Here is a 19,533-nt window from a genome sequence, read left to right on the forward strand (position 1 = left end):
AATGGCTGATTTTTCGAAACTTAAATACAACCTAGTCGAAGCTTGGAAAGAACCAAAAAAACGTAAAGGTATTATCGCAGTAGTCATAATGGGTTCAGTGATCTTTGGTGTAATGGCCACAGATGATTCCAGTACGCAAAAAAGCGCACAAGAATACCATAACCTTGAAAAAGGTAAGAAAGTGCAGGCTAACTTTTTTTCTCAATCTGGTGCTAATACGATTGAAAAAGGACATATGGACGAAATTTACGGATTAATGGAAAATCAGATTAAAGATCGTGAAACGGCAATTGATCATAGAGAAAATGAAATGCATCAACTCGAAGACCGGTTATCTAAACAGATTGAGGATCTACGATTTAGTCAGACTGCATTAAAACGTGATATGGCTATTCAAAAAAAATCTGACGCTACTAATAATCATACAACTTACGGTGGAGGTTTACTTCAAAATCAGCCACAAACTCAGGTTCAGCCTCAACCTGTTGTAAATGGTAAACAGCAATCTCAACCATCTCAACAACTACGACCAATGCAACAAGTGGCGCAGCAACAATTACAACCTCGTAAACCAGTTGTTGATCATCGTCGTGTGGGGATTCGTACTATCACATCAAGTTCAGATGAATTTGTTGATTATAATGGTAAAACTACCAATCTTACCGCAGCAGCAACATCCAAAGATGGCGCTACGACTCGTACTATTGATGGTAAAAAACCGGAAAAGAAGACTAGCCAGCCGATATATCAACAAGAATCAGAAAAAGTTGAACCTACTCAGATTATCTTGCCTGCAGGAACAATGATCTCAGGCATCTTAACTACAGGTATGGACGTTCCAACCGGCAGTTCAACAAAGCATGATCCTTTACCATCGATTTTACGTATAAATAAAGACGCATTGCTTCCAAATAACTTTAGAGCAGATATTAACGATTGTGTGTTAGTAACATCAGCAATCGGAGACCTATCTAGTTCCCGAGCCTACTTGCGTGCAGAGGCGCTTAGTTGTGTAACAAGCGATGGTGTAGCGGTAGAGACATCATTAAACGCATTTAGTGTTGGTCCTGATGGACGTAATGGGATCAAAGGTCGGTTAGTAAGTAAGAATGGTGAAGCTGCATTGAAATCCATGTGGGCGGGTTTCCTTTCAGGTATGAGTGGCTTAGCAGGTCAAACTGATATAAAAATGGGCGATAATAAGACGGGTGCTTTTGCGACATTTACTGACGCATCTGCCATGGGTACTGTCGCTGGTGGAGCTGCATTAAAAGGCGCGAGTTCGGCCATGGATCGTCTAGCTAAATACTACATAGAGATAGTCGAAGAAATGCGTCCATATATTGAAATTAATCCTGGTATCGAAATTGATTTCATCATTCAACGTGGTGCTACATTGAAATTAGGGAAAGCATAATATGAGTCAAAATGAAGCGTTAACAAAAAAATCTAACACACCAAAGCCAGTAAGTACAATTTCAGTTATTCATAAATTATGGATCGCTCTAGGTGTAATTTTCGCTTTAAGTGCATGTGGGGGTGTCTATGTGTATAAATCAATACAAGCCCTTGAAGTCCAGCTTAATGATTCACAACAAAAACTTGTAATGACAATGGAATATGTCACTCAATTACAAAAAGACATCCCTAAGATTAAGGTGATTGATTTTTCTTTAATGGCGCAAGACTGGGCTAACACTAATCAGGCTAGTGCAATGAATGCAATGGATGCAGTAATTAAATCATATAACAATAAAGGTTACGTATTAATTAAATCTGACAGTATCGTTGGTAATATTAAGCCTTTATTAGTGCGCACGCCTAAACCACACAAAATAAAATAAATCACAAAAAATACTTGAAGCGGCTCTTCATTGTTGTTAAATAACAATATTGAAGGCCGTTTTTTTAGGTGTAACTAAATGTTAAATACAAGAAAAAAAATTCTATATATAGTCGCTCTTATTGCAAGCGGTTTCTGTAATGTAGCTACAGCAAACACCCTAGCAATTGGACAACCAATTCTTTCAACCGCAACTTATACGTCCACTTATGTCGCGCAAAAAGGCGAATCAAAAGCATATGCCATTGCACAGGCGGAAGAAATGGCTAAGTTGCAAGCGTTGGACGTTAACAGTATCAGTGTAAATACAATTGATACTGAAGGAAACGTAACTAACTCTGATGTTTCGTTAAACAAGAAAATCATTAGTTCAAGAGTTCTTGCAACTAATTATGGCCACTGTGCGAAAAAATCAGTTATGTGCGCAACAGTGACAGTATCAGTAACAAGAGATAATCGTTCTCAATTAGAAATTCAAAATGCTAAATTATTAACTGCCATTAACACCGTAGCATCAATGTAACCTGCCACCTATCCTCATAAAAAAGCCGAGAAAACCTTAAACCTCTCGGCTTTTATTGTAATGCAACCACACTTAACAATGATCTTTGAAGTGTAAGCAAGTATCATGTACGCCAATCATTAAACTTGTGGTGCACAATGAAACTTTCATTACTAACAATTATCCTTTCATCCGTAATTTTTAGTTCTTCTGCTTTTTCTACTGGTATTGATCCATTAGTTAAAAATGCATCAGCTAAAAACTCAGAACTACATAATTCCATCAATAAAACCCCAGTTGAACAAGTCTTTGATAAGAATGGATTTATAAATGCAATGAAGATGTATAAATCACTTCATTGGGGAGTTCGTTTACCAATTACAGATTTATCAATTATCGAGAATCAAGATGGTGAACGTCTATTAATAGACTCTAATGCTCGTATGGTTATCCGTGGAAATTTTCAACTATATGATCTTTGGAATAAACGAGTAGTTACAGATAAGGCATCAGTTCAAAAGATGTGGCTAACACCTTTATCAATATTCAGTGTTAATGATGATGATTTAGCCATTTATCACTACGGAAAAAAGAAAGATAAAGCGGATTTAACTGTACTAATCGACCCAAATGGAAAATTCAACGCAAAGTTATTTTCAGAAATGGAACTATTAGCAGATAAGTATGCCTTTGATATTTTGCTTGTACCGTTAACAGGCAAAAACTCCATCATGGATTCAATAAGCCTTTGGTGCAATAAAGATCAATCCACTTCTCTTGAGTACCTCATGGAAGGAGCCAAGATAAAGAGCGATCTAACATTAATCCCTACGTGTAATAAAAAACCATTAATGATGAATGTCGCCCTAGCTAGTTTACTACACATCAAATCATTACCTCACTTAGTCCGAGTTGATGGATTAAACAACTCAGGTACACCGAGTAATTTAGAAGCGTTTATGCATCAAGACATTTCAAAAATTGGAGAGGTTATAATTAAATAACATGCAAAATAAATTAATCAAAACCCTTACTGCATTTTCTATCATGACTGGTTTAACTGGATGTTCATCTTTTTTAGAGATTGGCGAACCACCAACGGAATGCCCTTATGCTCTGCAGGAAGGATTGCCTTGCACAAGCGCAAGAACAGTGTGGGAACTAACTAACAAATCAAAAGATATTGCCGTTATTAAACGTGAACTTATTGCTAAGAATAAAGCTGGTTACAATCACGACAATGATGATGACGACGACAATAGCGAAAAAGATAAATACATACCTCAGTATCCGGGCGGTACAGCTGCAGAACGTAGCAAAATATATTCTCAATATCAGATTAATTACAAAAAATATCCAGCGGCAGATCCTATGGCTATTTTACACGAAGCTAAGGTTTTACGCGTCCTTGTAAATTCTTGGCAAGATAAAGAACATAACTTACACATGCCAGGATATACATATGTAGAGATAACACCTCGTCGTTGGGAAGTCGGTCGTGATGCAACAGCCACACCTGCCATGGTTACATCACTCAATGCCCGTAGCTCGTCATTAAAAGAACGGGAAAAAATGAGTCCAACAGGTGATCCGAGTGGAATGCAGGTTATTCAGCGTTACCCGCAAGCACCAGCTAAAGATAAAGTATCAGACTACGTAAAGGAATTTTAAAATGACCGGCATTATTGACTATCATAATTCTATTATGAGGTTTTCCCAGTATGGGGACTCCCTCCCTGTTCTAGAATATTTACCTGAAATGAAAGGTTTTGTTTTAGATGGTGGTTTTATTGGTTTTACATTTATTTGCCAGCCATTAACAGGCGTAAATGATGACTTAATGAATGCGATGGATGATTTATATCAACGAAATTTTCCTGATGATTCTTTTATGCAAATTAGTCTATTTGGTTCGCCATATATTAAGGACACTTTAGATCGATTTGGCTCTATTCGAGAAGGTCGCGCTGAAGGTGAAATGGGAGAGTTATATGATTCCATTGGTCGTTCTACATATGAATATTTCACTGAATCTACAACAAAACCTTTAAACCCTAACATGAATCTCAAAGTGAGAGATTTTGAAGTATGGGTGTCATTTAAGATGCCATTAAAAAAACAAGAACCATCAAAAGACGAAGTGAAAGTATTTCGTCGCATGTATCTTCAATTACGCTCAACTCTGGAAGGTATCGGTTGTAGTCCATATGATATGGATGGAGCTTTATATCTGCACCGTATGCAAATCCTTCACAATCATAATAAGGATGCTGACTGGCGCAGTGGAGTTAAAGGTCATGACGCTGCCCTACCTTTGCGTTATCAAGTTATGGAGCGTAATAATCCTGTATTTGTACATCAAGACGGGGTTCAAATCGGTGAAGAAGGCAGTGATAACAGTGCATTTGTAAAGCTTCTTTCGGTTCAACGTTTCCCTGAAGTTCTTTCTTTTGGTGAAATATACGATCTTGTTTGTGATTGGCGAAATGGTCGAGATGGTTTGAGAGAGCCTTTTTTAATGACGTTAAATATAAACTTCGTTAATCAAGAAAAAGCAAAATCTGAATTTACAAAACGTCGTAGTTGGCTTACACACCAAGCATCAGGTCCATTAAGTAAATGGGTTGACCGTATTCGATACCAAAAACGTGATTACGATGAATTTTTCGTATCACTAGAGAATAAAGGGGCTCAAATCGCTGATTCTTATTTACAGTTTATGATCTTTTGTAAGGATAAGCATTCTTCTGAACAGACGGTTATGGAGATGCAATCTTTCGCATCAAAGAAGAAATGGAAATTAGTCGAAGATAGATATATTTGCTTACCACTTTTATTATCATCGTTACCTATGGGTATTGACCAAGCAGCTGTATCTAACTTTCACCGTTTCAACCGCTTTACTAGCGACACTTTAAAATTTATCACACCAATGATTGCGAGTTGGAAAGGTAACGGTCAGTCTCGGCCAACTATCCCTCTTGTTACTCGTGATGGTCAGTTGTTTTGTTTTGATCCATTTACCTCTGACGGCAATTTCAACATGTTCTGTGCGGCAGCCTCAGGTTCGGGGAAGTCATTTTGGATTAACTACTTAATATCAAATTGTTTAAGTTCTGGCAGTGTAAAAGGTGGTGATTTGTATCGTGAAACCCCACTTGAATTAGAACAAATGCCGTTAGATTCCGCGAGAGTCTTCGTTATAGACGTCGGCCGCAGCTATGAAAAATTATGCGCACTATATAACGGTAAATTTTTAGAGTTTGGTGATAATTTCAAATACTCAATGAATCCATTTAAATCGATTCATGAATTTAGTGGTAAGGATGGTCAGGGTGACATGGTGCTTTCATTATTAAAGTTCATGGCATCGCCTAGCGGTACATTAACCGACTTCCAAAGTGCACGTATGAACGTACTTCTTTCACAATTATGGGAAGAGAAAGGAAGGGATTCTTCTATCGATGATTTTGCTAATCTTTGCCTTTCAAATGAGGAACAAAGTGTTAGAGATGTTGGTATGCAACTTGAGCCTTGGTGTAAAACTGGGCCTTATGGCGAATTTTTTAATGATTACTACGAGCCTGTGGATTTTTCTGGCAGCTTTGTTGTTATTGAATTAGAAGAATTGAAGAGTCGTAAACAACTACAAATCGCAGTATTACTTCAATGTATAAGCGCAATTCAAAATGAAATGTTTATGACTGGGAAGGATAAATTTAAATGCTTTGTACTCGACGAAGCGTGGGAGTATATAAAAATAAAAGGTGGTGCTGGCATTGCTATTGCGGAATTTTTAGAGGCTGGATGGCGCAGATTCAGAAAATATAACGCGTCGGGAGTGTGTATCACGCAATCAATTTCGGATGCGTATGAAACAGAAGTTGGGATGGCTATGGCCGATAATTCTCAGTTTAAAGTGTTTCTACGACAAGAGCCTGAAGTGATTGAAAAAGTACGCGTTAATAAACAATTCGATGGTAATGAAACAGACTTCGCATTGCTTAAAAGTATTCATACAGTTAAGGGAATGTATTCTGAATTATACATCCGTACAGGTAGTTCTCGGGAAGTAGTACGTTTATTCGTACCTCGATATCAACAGTTAATGTTTACAACTGATGGTGTAGAATTGGCAGCAATTGACCAATATAAAAAACAAGGTTATTCGATCGCTCAGTCTATAAAACTCGTCTTGAAAGATGAAGAATCAGCGAAAGAAAAAAATAAAAACAATGACACCCATAGCTATTCTGAAGAAGAAATATGTGAATTATTTTCTGATTAGTCATTATTTTTAATTTAAACTTTAATTAAATGGAGTATTTTTAATACTCCATTTTCATACAAACAGGTAATGCAATGACAGATAATCAAGAATTAAACATTAACTCACAAGATGAATTTGAAAAGTATAATGAAAAAGAAACTATTAAAAATTCAATTATAACCGCCTGTTGGGAACATATAATTAAAACCATAAATAATGTACCAAAACACCTCAATAACGATGATAAAGAAAAGCTCGAACAAGTAATCACCCAACATTTAAAAACGATTGATAATACTTTTATGGCGTTTATAGGCACAAATAAACATGGAGTGATAGAATCAATTCTTATTGAGTCATGCAGTAAGTCTCTATCACGCGACTTAATTAACAATTGCCCCAAAGATAGCTCGATTTTTAATCTTTTGACTGAGTATCGAATGCCTATAATTGATTTTAATTTAGAGGTTAATGATGCATTAATTAATAAACTTTCCCAATATTATGCTGAAAATAAATACCAACTATCTTTTGTAGAATATGTTTTATCTAATATTAGGTTTTGCTTTGGACTCTCAAATGGCATTGTTAATTGTGCTGTTTTATACGATGAAAATAAGATAAAGCATCACATGAGAGCACTTGATTTTCCCGATAAGAAAGACGAAATAATTAACCATTACTGTGAAAACATCGATATAGAGATTAGTAGCTTAGTTAAATCATTTACTACTTTCCTTCTCGGTGAGTATATTATATTTAATGTTATAACGTTCAATTGCATCAATATAGCTGAAGGTGAAAGCTTTAAAAAAAGGTTTAAAACTAACCTTGAAGCATCTTCAACTGAAATGCGTGATATCGCTTTTAGATTCCTTGAGTTCGTCTAATTTTAACTATTATTTAGATTATTCGAATCATAATCTACTCATCTAAAACGTATAAGTCATTCATCATTTACCTCTGATAAATGGCTTATTTCAACCTTATAACTGCCTTATAAACCACTTCAATACTGCCTTATTTCAACCTTATAACCACCTTAAAACCACTCCAATACTGCCTTATAACCACCTTAAAACCACCTTAAAACCACTCCAATACTGCCTTATAACCACATTAAAACCAACGTCTATTCTTACTCTTTTCCCTCAATTAATCACATCGCAGTTAGATATTAACCGCGAAATTTTAACGTTTTACCGATAGATTTAGACAATCAATACTGTGAAATCAATAATAAATTCATATGCATAATAATATAATTTAGAGCGTCACCCCGACCAAATAACTTGGATGGTTTTCTTTTTTTACTCACTTCTAAATAACGATTTTTTTGATAACCAATGATCCCTATATCCAATCTCCCCCCCCCTCCGCCTAGTTATCTATACCCCCTAATTTTACACACAAAGATACACTCTTATACCTCACTCGATAACTTGTTATTAATCGTGTTTTATAGCTAATTATTTAAACCTGTCTCGCAGTGCCTTGGGAGACTGTAAAATTCGCAGCGCCTTGGGAGACGAATAGGAAACGGCAGTGCCTTGGGAGACTGTAAAATTCGCAGTGCCTTGGGAGACTGTAAAATTCGCAGCGCCTTGGGATATAGCCATTATTTCTCGATTATCATCGCAGCGCCTTGGGAGACTGTAAAATTCGCAGCGCCTTGGGAGACTGTAAAATTCGCAGCGCCTTGGGAGACGAATAGGAAACGGCAGTGCCTTGGGAGACTGTAAAATTCGCAGTGCCTTGGGAGACTGTAAAATTCGCAGCGCCTTGGGAGATCTCTCCCAAGGCAATGCCTTGGGAGACGAATAGAATATATACCAAAGCAATGCTAAAAAACTAAGGAAGAAGCCATAGCGGTAAGCGACAGTCATCTACAGGGCCAATAACGAGCGTCCCATGATGCAATGTTGATGATGGTTCTAAAAAAAGATATTCCCATTAAAATTACAACGCTTAACGTTGAACCTTGCGTAAGCAAGTGGTAATGTTCTTTGCATTCTCGGTGTTAGGTTGGTTAGTGATGATGTTCAATAAAAATATTTTAATGGCTTTACCGCTCCTCTTAAGTTGCAACTACACGATCGCAGATACTAATCTTGATAGCGGTATTTCTAGTGCTAACAATATGAACAAGTGCCCATTAATGATTTTTAGGTTGAGCGACATTGAATCTCGGCTTCGTGCGTATTTAGAGCCTGAATTTGATAAAGTAAAAAATACTGAAATACTTGCTGCAGAAACCTATAACTACTTAGTGGGTGACATTGATAGTAATCTCCCTGATGAGATATTGACGTATCGTAATCTACTTACTAAATATAATTCGATGTGTACTTCAGATGTTACCGAATCCCCCAGAGCAACATTTAGCTTAAAAGATTTCATCCGTGATTATGATGAGTACATTGATTGGGTTAAATTGGATCACGTAAAGGATCCTGAGTCGATTAAGTGTGAACAGTTATTTCAAACGGAATCAAGTTTAATTAATCAAATAAAAAGTCTTGGTGATGTCACCATCGACGATTCAAAAAAACAAGAATTACAGAAGCCTTTAATTCGTTATAAATTCTTAATTGATATCGACATGGCTAATCATAAGTGCTGGAAATATAATGCGAGTGAATTTATCGCTTTTTATCAAAAGCCATAAGTTTCAATGAGTGATAGCTGGTGACCCGTTTTATATCGCCAGTTATCTATTTTACCATTACACACCCAACACCAGAGAACATGGATGCAATTCGAACATCACTCCGAATTCTAATTCCATTCCTAATAAAAATAATCAAAACTAAACCCATTAATCGTTAATTCAATCAAACTATTATTATATATCGCCCCCTTTGCTTTTAATTATTAATCAAAACTCCTATTTTAATTTTAAATTATTTCATTTTCATATCGCTACTGATTATCACCGAGGATTATTATCGTAGTTGCATTACAATTATTCCCTAGCTAATATAATTAACTAGCACCTCACTTTAATGGTGAGAGTAAATATTGATCATCATTTAATATTTGTATGAACGATACAATTAAATATTCGTAAGCACTGAACAATATTTAAAACACACCTGTTAAAGTTGTAAGTAAGTTACGAAATTAATTTAAATATTAAAAATGACAAACTTGAGTTGTTAGGGGATGATTGTCTAGATGGTATGTTTTTATATTAGCCTAAAGAATGAATTCTAAATGAATAAGAAAAAAGAAAGGATAGCAATCATGATGGAGCACCTAAACACTCCAGAGCATATCAGAAGTAGTTTAACGGGGATCTACATGAAACGGTTGACCACATTAGATGCATCAAAAGAATCGTGTGTTAGTTACGCGATGATGAGTGAATGGGTAGCAAAGATAGATAACGAGTTTAATTATTTTTGTAAGTTAGTGTCAGCGACAGGTAGGAAAAAATAAAAATATTTTCTAAGGATAATGGATAGAATTAAAAAAGATAAAGGCATCGATATCTATAACAAGGTTTAGTATCGATGCCTTTATTGTTTTTAGTTTACTTCAACGATTGCAGTCAGGTACGCCTTTAGACCAAGATAGGGTTACCCGTTGATTGTAGCGACAAACTATCCCGCCTTCACTTACGATTCGATAGTCGCATTTGTAATGGTATCTTCACTTAAACTCAATCCTTGCCATATAACTCGCTCAGAGCGGTCTGGTGCGCCGTTATCATTGGTATTGATACCATTGGGTAGGTTATCGTCGATTGAGGCGTCAGGGGCGGGATATTAAGGATTATTTTTAGTGCTTGGCTGATGTAGTTATCAAACAAATTTAACGTATTCGTATCGTTAACGTTATTTATTGAATAATTAGTAGTAATAGGCAGTGTACAGCGAGGCATGGAGATGTAATTGATGATGTTGCTGTGGATAGAGAGATTATTAGCTGGTATTAAAATCACTGTAAGTCCAGATATAGTCATTATCGTCGTATCTGGACTTATTGTTATTGCATTACGATTTAAGTAATAGATATGGTTATTGCTCTGCAAGTATGTCACCCATTTTTTTATTTTCTGTTAATTCCCCCACCCATTTTCTGTTAAGTAACCACTACTTGTTAGTTCCTCACTTAACTTTATTGGTTATCAATTCGTATCGTTTTCTAATTACAGTCGAACGTCACAGACATAATCGACATAATTTATTTTTTACAAGTTGTCTTATACAATGGTTGTTGATTTTGTAGTAACATCAAGCAGAAAATAACAACTAACAACTTAGGGTGGAAATGTAGAGAAGGTCTTGTTACTGAAGATGGCGATAATTTAAAAGTTGATCTACAGATAAGAGACGGCCGAGTTGTAAACGATTTAATATTGGGAACCGGTCAAATGATCGGTTATTTCATATCCAAAGAATAATTATCGTTTGTCACTGACAATATCGTATTGCGATAACGATTAAACACCCCCGAGAAGAGTATGAAACGGTTTGGAGTAGCGATAGTAATGATGATGGCATCGAATACTGCAGTTGGTGCTGAAGATATTGATGTTCCATTTTCATTTGGCGTATTAACAACGGACACATTAATTGGGAACACACTGCCATCAGATGTTATCCCTTTTGAGCGTAATAATGGTCTCCAGGTATCATCAAGAACTAATGGTATGAAGTTAATGATTGGTGAATGGCATTGGAGATACTCATCACGCCAGCGCGGTGATGAACCTGAAGTATTAAAGATCACTTTAGCCCAAGAAGGCGACGTTAAAGGTTTTCGTAAAAGTTTAATTAGAGACAGGCACCAGTGGGAGTTGTATCGACACAAGATAAAGAGTTTGGATTCTCTATTGGACCTATCTTGTGATAATCGCTGGTCTGCTTTTGATATGACTGTTGGTGATTTTGCGCATTGGGATAGTTATAGCGACAAGATGCGTTCTCACGCCCGTAATGAAAAAACATCGCATAATCGTAAGTCGATAACGATGGATTTAGCTAAAAAGCGTCAAAGTTTTTTTTACGAGTGTCGCTTGGCTATGAAGGATAATGACTTACTTACGGTGAGGTCGTTAAGTGAAGGTGATGATGGTAAGGAAGTCACAACGGATGTTGCTATAGGGAGTACGATGTTAGCAGGAAGGTTGAGTGGTTGGCATTTACGAGATAAAGCTATAGTAAATAATACCTTTTACAAAGGTCATTATGGACTTGATCTTCAATCGATTAGTGATTTAAGGATTGGAGAGACACATTTGATAGACATCATCAATGACCACCAAATTTTAATTTACGATTTCCGTCAAGGTGGCCATAACAATTTTGTATTGTATGACAAACTTAGCCAACCGGTACTGGAGGTGTGATGTGGCCATATTCCAAGATATTTACGAATTTATTGATTCAATCTTTAATAGTTTATTCCGGTAATGCACATACAGTAAAACGATAAAAAGGTTTCAAAGCGCCTTAAAATGGAATTAGAGATGTTCTCTTATTTATTAGTAGCAACAACCCTCGCAATGGGTGCACTACCACCAGCGGTTATAACATCGGATAGTTGGGATAGTATTGCGGTATCTCATTATCAAAAGAGAGTAAGTCTTGATTTCGGTGATGAGTATAATGATTCTATATCGGTAACACATAGGGATCTGAATCATGATGGTCATGATGAGATATTGATATCGAGTTTAGCGGATTGTGGCTCATTAGGCTGCAGTTATATAATATACAGTCATAATAAGGGAGGTATTTGCTTGATTGGAGACGTAAGGGATCCAATACCTCTTAATATCATCGGTCCTATTGACTGCGAGCACCATCTACAACCGTTAAATTAGAGATCTACTTTTTGTTGTTGTGGTTTTAGGTCTATTTAGTGCTATTGCTGCGGTCTATATAACGATATAACAAATAAGGATAGGTGTTGCGCAGCCGACACCAATCCGAAGTATTGGACAAGTTGGTAAAGCATAATGAGCAGTGCGTCAGAACCGGTTTGCGACGAATTAGCCCCGTCACCCAAGAATCAATAAGAAAGCGTTTAAAAAAGAGAATCACACCGTGAACTTTAGAAAGTATAGTTTTGGAAAAGATATGCTAAAAAATAGCCATTTAACGTCGTAGTATTTAGACTGCGACAATACAGATTGGTTTGATATTGATTTCAGTGAAATACCGCGATCCAATGAACTTGGCAGCCATGGCCAATGATTTATCATTAGTGTAGACGAATATATTTGCGGTACGCGCATTACATAAGATGAGTGTCAATTCCGAAATCAACAAAAAATCGGCACCGTTTTTAATGTTTGGTGCTTCTATCGTGGTCACCCCTGTCGTTTTGCACTGACGACAAAATTCAATATTATATTTCCCGAACGTTCCATTATGGAAAATGGTGATCCCTACCCCGTCTTTGTAACCTATATCACCTAATAAGCGTTGTAATTGGATCGGTGATAATTGGTCACCATCGATGAGATATTTTGCTGTCACATTGACCATGTTAAGCTTTTCCTTTATGTTCCATTACCAATTTGTTAATAGTTGGAATTAGAGAGACTGGAACTCTAATGGTTGTCGTTGGTTCACTTTTTTTTCGTCCTGCCCCATCGCGCTTTCCCCCATGACCCAAAGGTAGTTGTAAGGTGTCAATGATTGAAATTTGGTTTGGGTTATGTTTAATCTTTCTCATCAATTTGAATCTCGCAACAAATATCAAGTATTATCGTATGCCAACCACACCAACGCAATATTTTAATTATGTAGTAGGATGACAGATAAAAACCACAGCACATATTGACAACGTTATCGTAAGCAAATATATTCATGTAAACCCAATTTAACCTTTTTGGTTTTTCATATATTTAAGGTGTTAAAATAGCTTGGTTTTTTGTCTTCCTCCAAGCTTCCTTATGTTTGTTTGGATCAACTTTCGTAAGGTGCTCTGCTCGTAACTACCATTAGTTACGAGCTTTTTTTTGCAAAAAAACCAACTTAAAGAGTTATTACATTTCTTACATGATAGCAAAAATAATTGACGTAAAATATGTAAGCTAATATCATTATATTGTTCTATCCGCCAAGGGTGGACAACGAACAAGATGTATTGTCGGGTGATAGGTAATGGTTCCTGATAATCGATGGGTGTCGTACATCTTAGCGTGAGTGATGAAGCCTCTAATGATATGGAACTGACCATTTCTTAGGGGCTTTTTTTCGTTTGTAACTTTCGATGTAATGACATCATTTACCAGTTATCCCGCATTATTTACCAGTTATCCTGCATCATTTACCAGTTATCCTGCATCATTTACCAGTTATCCTGCATCATTTACCAGTTATCTAATAAACACGAAAACTGATAAAAAATATTAAATAAGATAACCGAACTATCAGTACGGAACGTTTTCAAAATAATTTATGCGCCCATGATAAGTTAGAATAACGCTAATCATTAATTAAGTGTAAGACGCTATTCATGTCGCTGACTCAGGAATGTAAAAAACATAATCACATCAGTCGTGAAAACTGGGAAATAATTGTTAGTAACGAACGACAGAAAACGGTTACAACAGTTAAAAGATTACTTACTGCTAATAATTTAGATATTGATATTAATTTTGAGCAGATAAGACGAAAGATAGCAGACGCAAGACTGAAGCATAAACATTATGCTCGTTGCGCGTATTGTAATACGCCATTATTTATGAAGCGGCTATCTACAGCATTTAGTCAGAAAGAATCCTCTCCATTGTCCCTATATAAATTCGTATTTGTGCATGATGCTGTCTCTGCTGATAACGCCTTAGTGATGAGCCAATGCCCTTACTATACAAGCAGTAATGACGATAGTGATAGATACGGCTCAATTACAGAGCGTCAATGGCGTGTCGATACGAAATATGGGATCTATGATGTTTTGCATTTGGATGCAAATATCCAAAGAGAGTCTATATCAATGAGCCGCTTTATGTATTCTGATGACAATGATAATGCCAAGCGGAAACCTGATTTATATTTTGCTGATCATGATGGCCATGAATTTGTTATTGAATTATATCGGTCGTGGTTAACACCGGTAGCTGTAATGCAAAGGGAGCAATTTTTTCGTGAATGCGGTATCAATTTAATTTGGCTATTCCCTGATTGTGATGACAGTATAAAAGGCTCCCAAAATATTGCGTCATATATCCTTTATGGTTCAAATAGTGGAGCTTATGAGTTACAAACAAACCACCAGCGACCATCTAATAATTTTTTTAGTTTTGGAGAGTCGGACCTACTCAAAAGTGAATTGAAGAATACCGTATGGCTTACAGTGAATTACCCTGTGATCACAAAGCAAGTCAATAGCAATGTTGGTGTTGTAATGCACGAACGACAAATGCGAATAAATAACTTATCACTATGCCCCAGGGAACGTCTCCCTATTGGAGTTAATACCGGTACTAACATTGCAGGTTACCGTTCGTGGTTAGCCAAGCGTCTACGGGCTGTCCATTATGGCGCCCAACTCACACATAAATATACCGACGTAAGGTTTACTTCGTTACAACTACTATCCGTAATGAAAGGTGTTATTGCGGAATACGAATTAATGCCGAGTCTAAATGGCATAGCATCTAAGCGTGGTGACGACTGTTATAAACAAATCACTAATTACGTTAATCGGTACGAACCAAAAGTTGTAAATAGAGAACGACGTCATGCCATATCATCCCTGTTACGAAGTTATCGTAATGCACTTACAGATATCCATATAAAGCTACGGGGTTTATGGTGTATATCAACTACTGATAATTGGTCATCTGACCAATCTATTGCTGTTAAGGAGTTACGAAGAAATGTTCGCCAGCTCAATAAGCAAATAAAGGCAGATTTATTGGATGTGAAGCTGAGTCATCGTACTCGTAAATCATTAGATGGCTCAGTAAAGAGAGTGAATGCTGAAATATTAAAATACGTTAACTACCCTATCGAACAAAAGAGACGAGTCGAAGAACTTACGCGTCAGTCACGGCAGATAAAACGAACTACTCGGAAACAAGGTTTTAGCTCAAACTTACTAAAAAAAGACAGTGAGATACGTGCTTGGTACCCAACTTTGAGCATGTGTGTGTGGGGAACCATATTCCACGAAAAATATATCTGCGAATTAGAGTCAGTTATTCAATACAGAACCACGTCGGAATGTACAGGGGAAGTTGAACTTGCTGTAAGTGCATTACTTCAACAATTCAGTGAGTGTCTATCACGGCGAGTAACGGAACTATCGACTCAATCAAAAGAGAATCAAAAGCGTTATCGAGTTGAATTGCGTAGATTAAGTGACACGTTTAACTTTATGGTTGCTCATGATCTGTTTAACGATGAAATCAGAGACGATGTTAGTAATAAGTTGATTCGCTTAAAAAACATCTGCAAGTTGCTGTAGGCGTGATTATTAAAAACCATAAAATTGTAAGTACGTTACGATTTACCAATACAACACACAGCAATTTTACTATAAGCCATGACTCAACCATGTCTTGAGTGCATTACGTTAATATTCATAATTAATGTTACAGAATTACAACTTAGTTAGCATATAGTATTGATACGGTTATAATAATGAAACGTTAAGCATCCCAACCCGCCTCATGTGACTAATTATAATTAATGTTTTAAAAATATAACATTACCATCAAATATTGATTATAATGTTAAGGTAATAGAACATTAAGGCGTAGCATGAATTACTCTCATATGACACCATCGGCATTAGCCGAATTAATGGGTGACCGCATTAAGCAATACCGATTGAATTGCAATAAATCTCAAGACGATATAGCCATGATCGCTGGAGTTACACGTCAAAGGATAGCGAGAGCTGAAGCAGGTAAAGCCACTATGGAAACATTTATGGCCCTGATGTTAGCTCTTGATGCGACTGATTATATAGATTCTTTTCTGCCACCTACCCCAATATCTCCAATTCAACTATCAAAGTTGAAAGGGAAAGAACGAGTTAGGGCATCAAGTTCAAGAACAATTGGCGATAACGCTACTCAACAAGAGGATGATTTGGGATGGTAAAACAATATATTGACGTAAGCTATAATAGCAAGATGATTGGGGCGGCGAGCTATGATACTGACTCAAAACAAAGTGCATTTGAATATGATAAACGTTTTATTGATTCAGGCATCGAACTAGCGCCCTTGATGATGCCCTTGTCGAAAAAGATTTACACATTCCCCAATATAGATCCTGCGACGTTTAAAGGACTTTCAGGGCTTCTTGCTGACTCATTGCCAGATGATTTCGGTAATAGTGTGCTTAATGCTTGGGTAGCGCGTAACGGTAGAGCCCCGACGAGCATAACACCATTAGAAAGACTCCAGTATACGGGGCTGCGTGGAATGGGTGCCTTGACTTACTCACCACCAAGCCACACAAACGGATTTGATCAGTCAAAAGAGATTCAGATTAGTTCACTCGTCGCTGTTGCTCAGGATATTTTAAGTGAACGTGAAGATTTTGATTTAGCGTTAAATCAAAGTGGTGCTGAAGATAAAGATGGAATGCTCGCGCTAATGTCGGTTGGGATGAGTGCTGGTGGGGCTAGACCAAAAGCCGTACTCGCTTTTAGCGAAGACTTTCGACAAGTGCGCTCGGGACAAGTTGAGGCCCCAGCAGGATTTTCTCATTATCTGATGAAATTTGACGGGGTCAGCGAGCATAATACAAATAAAGAGACGTTTGGTGATCCCCTGGGTTATGGAGCAATGGAATATACATATTACTTACTTGCTCATGAGCTTTGTGGGATCGATATGATGCCAACGCGATTACTAAATGAAGGTAACCGCCGTCATTTCTTGACAAAGCGTTTTGATCGAAATGCCAATAAACGCATACATACACAGACTCTCAATGCTATTGCGCATGTTAGCTACAAAAAGGCAGGGGAATATTCTTACGAGGAATTATTTAGTGTTGCCCGTCAATTAAAACTCACAGCGGTAGATGCCGAACAATTATTTAAGCGAATGGTATTTAATGTTATTGCTCGAAATCACGATGATCACTCGAAAAATTTTTCTTTTATGATGAATGATGATGGTCGTTGGTCATTAGCTCCAGCATATGACATCGCATATTCTTACAAACCAGATAGTCGTTGGATAGCTAATCACTGGATGAGCTTGAATAATAAACGGGACAATTTTACTCGAAATGACTTTCATCATTTGTCTCGCCTTAGTCCAAGATTTACAACGCAAATGATTGATAATACGATTGATGAGACAATTGAACATGTTTCTCGATGGAGAGAGTTAGCGTTAGATCAAGCAGTACCATTAAGCCTTATTAATGAGGTAGAGAAAAACCTCAGACTGAAAATATAAAGACATCAAAATGGTAGGGGTTTACTCCCCTACCTTTCCCCACCCAAACAATAAAACCAAGACAACTAACGAAAATTGAATTAACATCTTACGAAATCAAAAACAATAGTTAAGCGCGCAAGTGAAAATTTCAAAATTAACAAATATAGCTTTAATCGTTACTGCAACTCTTTCTTCAGCAGCTTTTGCTAATGGTAACGATGCTCGTGGTGTTGGTATGGGTGGTGTTGGTGTTGCATCTGCCGATTATCTAAGTTCTGGGTTTTATAACCCCGCGCTCGCGGCCCAATATCATGATAATGATGATTTCGGGATGATTTTGCCATCAGTCGTATTGTCAGTGCATGACGAAAATGATCTGTACAATAAAATAGATGAATTCCAGTCAATTAATGACACTATTAATAATTTAACGACAAGCGGCACTCATTCGATTAATACCACAAGTGCTGAAGCAGATATCGCTAAGTGGATAGATGCACTTAACGCCCTCGATAACTCTACTGTATCTGTAGATGTAAATGCCGGTATTGCAGTGTCAGTACCCAATCATTATGCAAGTGCGATTTTATTTACTCGCGCAGTTGCTACTGGACTTATTTCTACTCATGTAGATCAGGCTGATATCAACTACATTAAAGAACATGGAAAAGCTCCAGAAAATAACCAGCTCAAATCAAGCGTTAATGCCTTAGCTGGTGGTTATGCGGATATTGGTCTGTCTCTTGCGCATAACTTTACCCTGCCATTTAACGGCCAATCTTTTGCCGTTGGTATATCACCGAAGATGCAAAAGATTTACGCTCTTAAATATAAAAAGAACATGGGCGAATTTGAAGACTCTAAATTTAACGTTGGTGATGATCACACTGAAAAATCAGCATTCAACGTAGATTTTGGTTTTACTTATAAGCCAGCGCAAAATGTTACGATTGGTTTCGCTGCTACCAACTTAATTAAGCAAGAGTTGGAAACAAACATTGAAGTATCGAATAACGTTAAATCGTCAGCCACTTACATCATTGAGCCAAAATACACGTTAGGAACATCCTTCTCTAATGAATTAGTTACTATTGCAGCTGATATAGACCTTAACAAACAACATTATTTTAAAGAGGTTGCGACGAATACCCAGTTTGCGAATTTCGGTGTTGAGTTAAATGCCTGGGACTGGGCGCAATTGCGTGCTGGTTATAGTCATAGCATGACAGATTACGCTAAAGATAAGATCAGTGCCGGTATTGGTCTTAAACCATTTGGTGTTTTTGGTGTAGATATTGGTGCCCAATATGGCCAAGACAACAACTACACAGTTGCAGCGCAGTTTGTACTAACCATTTAATCGTAAAATTGTACCTGATTACTGCAATTCACTAGCTACTGGTGAATCACTAGCCATTAGCGAATAGTGGTGATCAGGTTTTAATTCTATCGTTATAGTCGCACAAAACAATTGTCATCCACCAACAAATAACACATCTCAAATTCCTCGTTAAGTGTAAAAATAATTACTCATTAATTCACAAATA

15 protein-coding genes are annotated in these 19,533 nt (G+C 37.0%); 14 read left to right on the forward strand and 1 reads right to left on the reverse strand.

Annotated features, from left to right (window positions below; genetic code table 11):
* Window position 1 precedes the first annotated feature (1 nt).
* The 10 genes from CIK00_RS03215 to CIK00_RS03260 all read left to right on the forward strand — a co-directional run bounded on the left by CIK00_RS03215 (window position 2) and on the right by CIK00_RS03260 (window position 11,971).
* Complete coding sequence (locus CIK00_RS03215) at window positions 2-1,417, forward strand: TraB/VirB10 family protein (protein WP_101767494.1); 1,416 nt, start codon at window positions 2-4, stop codon at window positions 1,415-1,417.
* Between the two features lies 1 nt (window position 1,418).
* Complete coding sequence (locus tag CIK00_RS03220; RefSeq protein WP_101767495.1) at window positions 1,419-1,844, forward strand: hypothetical protein; 426 nt, start codon at window positions 1,419-1,421, stop codon at window positions 1,842-1,844.
* A 78-nt stretch (window positions 1,845-1,922) separates the two neighbouring features.
* Window positions 1,923-2,366, forward strand: a complete 444-nt coding sequence (locus CIK00_RS03225; RefSeq protein WP_101767496.1) for a hypothetical protein — start codon at window positions 1,923-1,925, stop codon at window positions 2,364-2,366.
* Window positions 2,367-2,503: 137 nt separating this feature from the next.
* The gene (locus CIK00_RS03230) at window positions 2,504-3,349 is read left to right on the forward strand and encodes a thioredoxin domain-containing protein (protein WP_101767497.1); all 846 of its coding nucleotides are present in this window, start codon (window positions 2,504-2,506) and stop codon (window positions 3,347-3,349) included.
* Window position 3,350: 1 nt separating this feature from the next.
* Entirely contained in the window at window positions 3,351-4,016 is a 666-nt protein-coding gene (locus tag CIK00_RS03235) for a TraV family lipoprotein (protein ID WP_101767498.1), read from the forward strand.
* 34 nt (window positions 4,017-4,050) lie between these two features.
* Window positions 4,051-6,633 (forward strand): TraC family protein, encoded by a 2,583-nt coding sequence (locus tag CIK00_RS03240; protein WP_232579197.1) that lies wholly within the window; start codon window positions 4,051-4,053, stop codon window positions 6,631-6,633.
* A gap of 74 nt (window positions 6,634-6,707) precedes the next feature.
* Window positions 6,708-7,505 carry a hypothetical protein gene (locus CIK00_RS03245; protein WP_101767500.1) on the forward strand — a complete coding sequence of 266 codons (798 nt, stop codon included), beginning with the start codon at window positions 6,708-6,710 and terminating at the stop codon, window positions 7,503-7,505.
* 1,091 nt (window positions 7,506-8,596) lie between these two features.
* Complete coding sequence (locus CIK00_RS03250; protein ID WP_144043139.1) at window positions 8,597-9,283, forward strand: hypothetical protein; 687 nt, start codon at window positions 8,597-8,599, stop codon at window positions 9,281-9,283.
* Between the two features lie 578 nt (window positions 9,284-9,861).
* Entirely contained in the window at window positions 9,862-10,056 is a 195-nt protein-coding gene (locus CIK00_RS03255; RefSeq protein WP_144043140.1) for a hypothetical protein, read from the forward strand.
* A 1,027-nt stretch (window positions 10,057-11,083) separates the two neighbouring features.
* Window positions 11,084-11,971, forward strand: coding sequence for a hypothetical protein (locus CIK00_RS03260; protein WP_144043141.1), 888 nt, complete (start codon window positions 11,084-11,086; stop codon window positions 11,969-11,971).
* A 766-nt stretch (window positions 11,972-12,737) separates the two neighbouring features.
* On the opposite strand, the gene CIK00_RS03270 is transcribed toward CIK00_RS03260, so the two are convergent.
* Window positions 12,738-13,115: a hypothetical protein gene (locus CIK00_RS03270; RefSeq protein WP_101767505.1), complete on the reverse strand. Its 378-nt coding sequence runs from the start codon at window positions 13,113-13,115 to the stop codon at window positions 12,738-12,740.
* A 976-nt stretch (window positions 13,116-14,091) separates the two neighbouring features.
* Here CIK00_RS03270 and CIK00_RS03280 point away from each other — a divergent pair.
* The 4 genes from CIK00_RS03280 to CIK00_RS03295 all read left to right on the forward strand — a co-directional run bounded on the left by CIK00_RS03280 (window position 14,092) and on the right by CIK00_RS03295 (window position 19,346).
* A complete protein-coding gene (locus tag CIK00_RS03280; protein WP_101767507.1) occupies window positions 14,092-16,047 on the forward strand; it encodes a DUF6035 family protein in 1,956 nt (651 codons plus the stop codon).
* A gap of 296 nt (window positions 16,048-16,343) precedes the next feature.
* Entirely contained in the window at window positions 16,344-16,688 is a 345-nt protein-coding gene (locus CIK00_RS03285; protein ID WP_101767508.1) for a helix-turn-helix transcriptional regulator, read from the forward strand.
* Window positions 16,682-18,004 carry a type II toxin-antitoxin system HipA family toxin gene (locus CIK00_RS03290; protein WP_101767509.1) on the forward strand — a complete coding sequence of 441 codons (1,323 nt, stop codon included), beginning with the start codon at window positions 16,682-16,684 and terminating at the stop codon, window positions 18,002-18,004. The genes CIK00_RS03285 and CIK00_RS03290 overlap by 7 nt, the downstream gene beginning before the upstream one ends.
* 121 nt (window positions 18,005-18,125) lie before the next feature.
* Window positions 18,126-19,346 carry a conjugal transfer protein TraF gene (locus tag CIK00_RS03295; RefSeq protein WP_167388500.1) on the forward strand — a complete coding sequence of 407 codons (1,221 nt, stop codon included), beginning with the start codon at window positions 18,126-18,128 and terminating at the stop codon, window positions 19,344-19,346.
* The last annotated feature ends 187 nt before the right edge of the window (window positions 19,347-19,533 follow it).

It is taken from the genome of Photobacterium carnosum (genome assembly GCF_002849605.1).
In the GTDB taxonomy this organism is placed as follows: Bacteria; Pseudomonadota; Gammaproteobacteria; order Enterobacterales; family Vibrionaceae; genus Photobacterium; species Photobacterium carnosum.